The 2,549-nt window shown below is 37.4% G+C and carries 2 protein-coding genes and 1 pseudogene; 2 read left to right on the top strand and 1 reads right to left on the bottom strand.

The window, feature by feature from the left end; genetic code table 11:
* A pseudogene (locus Q0L68_RS19525) lies at positions 1 to 312 on the top strand (M1 family peptidase); the annotation flags it as partial.
* A gap of 362 nt (positions 313 to 674) precedes the next feature.
* On the top strand, positions 675 to 1,454 hold the full coding sequence (locus tag Q0L68_RS19520; RefSeq protein ID WP_296705919.1) for an NIPSNAP family protein: 780 nt from the start codon (positions 675 to 677) through the stop codon (positions 1,452 to 1,454).
* A gap of 298 nt (positions 1,455 to 1,752) precedes the next feature.
* Here Q0L68_RS19520 and corA read toward each other — a convergent pair.
* The coding region (gene corA / locus Q0L68_RS19515) for a magnesium/cobalt transporter CorA (protein ID WP_296705918.1) at positions 1,753 to 2,549 on the bottom strand (797 nt) is incomplete at its 5' end.

Genomic DNA, 2,549 nt, shown 5'->3' with positions numbered 1-2,549 from the left:
AAAAATGTGGGTGGATTGGTGATGCCGATCATTTTGGAATGGCAATACACTGATGGAACGTCTGAAATCGAAAGAATCCCTGCAGAGATCTGGAGATTGAATGAAACCGAAGTGACAAAGGTTTTTGCCAAGAAGAAGGAAGTGAAGCAGATCGTTTTGGATCCTTTGAGAGAAACAGCGGATATCGACGAGAGCAGCAATTACTGGCCAAGACAATATCAGCCAACTCGATTTGAATTGTTCAAAGGTTCAGGTGCTGCCAGAGGTACTTCAATAGGAAGCAACCCGATGAAAAGAGCAAATAATAAGTAAGAGTTAGTAGAGATACATAAGAAGCCGGCGAGAGTCGGCTTTTTTTGTTTTTAACCATTAAGACCACAAAGAGATCGAAAAGGGATTAAGCTTTCAATTATTCTGCTCTTCGAGGTTTGTTACCTCGAAATAATTTCAGAAGTTTTTTATCTTCAAATGAATAAAAAATCACAGATTTAACCTCTTATTGTTCTAAACAATCGGATTATAAATCCTATGGTATAGGATTAGGATTGCAAATACTGAACAGCCAAACTGTTAAATCTTAAATTTCTCTTAGAATTCCACAAACAGGATGCTTCCTTTCGAAGTTTACCTTAGATTAGATATCAAATACCCATTCGTAACCTAAAACCTTGAAAATGAAATTTATTAAAACATTACCCATTGGTTTATTTGCCCTGTGCCTATTGATGAGCTTGAGTATAATGGCACAAAAAAGAGATATCTATGAGCTGAAAACCTATCATATTGAAACACCTGAGCAGGAAGCCATGTTGGATAGCTATTTGGAAAAAGCTTTTATCCCGGCTGCCCATCGTCATGGTGTAGCAAAAGTAGGAGTATTTAAACCGATTGCTTCGCAGCCTGATGCGGGTCAGAAAGTGTATGTATTTATTCCTTTCAAATCCTTAGGGGAATTTGAGGCATTCGAAGGAAAGCTATTGAAAGATCAGACTTTTTTGGCTGATGGAAGTGCTTATATCAACGCCACTTTTGACAACCCTCCCTATAAAAGAATTGAGACTTCGATTATGAGGGGCATGTCAGAGCATCCAAAATTTGCAGAGTCTAATTTGACCAATGCAAAACAAGATAGAATTTATGAGTTGAGAAGCTATGAAGGACCTACAGAGAGATTGTACCGTCAAAAAGTAAAGATGTTCAACTCTGGTGAGATGGACATTTTTGAGAGATTAAATTGTAGCCCGGTTTTCTATGCGGAAACCATCGCTGGTGCTAATATGCCAAACTTGATGTACATGACTACCCATGAAAATATGGATGTGAGAAATGAGCACTGGAAGCAATTTGGAGTGGATCCAAAGTGGATTGAAATGAGAGATTTGGAGGAATATAAAAATACCGTTTCAAGAAATGATACCAGGTTGTTATATCCGACCGAGTATTCAGACCTTTAAGAGATTTACAAAGCCGACGAAAAGTCGGTTTTTTTTTTGGATTTAACCACAAAGAAATCGCAAAGGGGAAGATTTTTATCTTAAAAGAGGTTTAAAATCTCTGACCTAATTGTTAATTGTTGTTCTACACACTCGGATTAAAAATCCTATGTTAGAGGTTCAGGGTTACTCCCGACAATTGTCGTGGATCCTGAACAGCAGAGTGTGGACTGTTGACCGTCGTCTTTGGACGATTATCCGCTTTGTTGAAGCTTAATTGTCTATTAACTGGCAGAATTCCGGATAATCATATTTAGTATCACAGCCACTTTTTATTCCTAAAATAAAGCAACATTCCTATCGCAATACTTATCATCACTCCCCACATGATGTAATAGCTATACTTAAAAGATAGTTCGGGGACATTTTCAAAGTTGGTGCCGTAGATCCCTGCGATAAAAGTCAAAGGAATGAAAACCACTGAGAATACAGTAAGGAATCTCATGGTGTCATTTAGTTTGCTGCTGATGGTGGTATGATAAATATTTAGCTGATCTGATAAAATTTCCCGGTAACTATCCGAGGTATCACTTGCTTGACTGATATTGTCCTGAAGCTCTTTGAAATGAATGTCAGTTTCATCCTCAATCAAATCTGTCTCCATTTTGGCCAATGAGAAAATCATCTCTTTTGCGGGTTTGATGTTCTTTCGCAAAAAGTTTAGTTCCTTTTTATAATTGTTGATCTCATTGATGACCACCTCATTTGGGTTTACCAAAAGGTTTTCTTCCAACGTTTCAATTTTTTCACCAAGCAAATTAATAACGTAGAGGTAGTTATCTATCACGATATCTAAAAGCGCAAAGGTTAAATAATCAGTTCCTCCATTTCTGATTCGCTTCTTTTGCTTTCGGATGCGTTCTCTTACGGGTTCGAAAACATCTCCTTTTGTCTCCTGAAAAGATATAAGGACGGATTCTGTAAGAATTAAGCTTAGGTTTTCAATTGTAATTTTACCATCATCATCCTTCATCTGCATCATTTTTATGGTAATCAGAATGCAGTTATCATATTCCAGCACTTTGGAACGGGAAGAAGTATTCAATACTTCAGCGA

This window comes from Algoriphagus sp., assembly GCF_024642405.1.
GTDB lineage: Bacteria > Bacteroidota > Bacteroidia > Cytophagales > Cyclobacteriaceae > Algoriphagus.
Note: the sequence above shows the minus strand (reverse complement) of the source record. Positions and strands in the feature narration are given on the sequence as shown.

Bases quoted from the DNA above. Each gene is read 5' to 3' on its own strand.
- Q0L68_RS19520 (WP_296705919.1), top strand. From the start codon at position 675: ATGAAATTTATTAAAACATTACCCATTGGTTTATTTGCCCTGTGCCTA.